The following is a 299-nucleotide window of genomic DNA, read 5'->3' on the forward strand; positions in this document are numbered from 1 at the left end:
GTTCACGCCGTTTTCGACCCAGTTCGCGACCAGCGGCACGTCGCGGCCGAGCAACTCGGCCAGACGCTTCGCGACCGGCGCGAGCGAGTCTTCCGGCTTGAAGTCGCCCTCGGTCGGGCGGCCCAGGTGCGAGGTGACCATCACGGCGGCGCCTGCGTCCAGCGCGGCCTTGATAGCCGGCACGGAGGCGCGGATACGGGTGTCTTCGGTGATGTTGCCTTGATCGTCCTGCGGCACGTTCAGATCGGCGCGGATAAACACGCGTTTGCCGGATAGCTTGCCTTCGGCGATCAGATCGG

The 299-nt window shown here is 66.9% G+C and carries 1 protein-coding gene; it reads right to left on the reverse strand.

Translation table 11 applies throughout. The features are described from left to right. The coding region (gene pgk, locus SB764_RS39265) for a phosphoglycerate kinase (RefSeq protein ID WP_410866646.1) at window positions 1-299 on the reverse strand (299 nt) is incomplete at both ends.

Origin of the sequence: Paraburkholderia sp. SIMBA_027, assembly GCF_046535315.1 — a bacterium.
In the GTDB taxonomy this organism is placed as follows: Bacteria; Pseudomonadota; Gammaproteobacteria; order Burkholderiales; family Burkholderiaceae; genus Paraburkholderia; species Paraburkholderia tropica.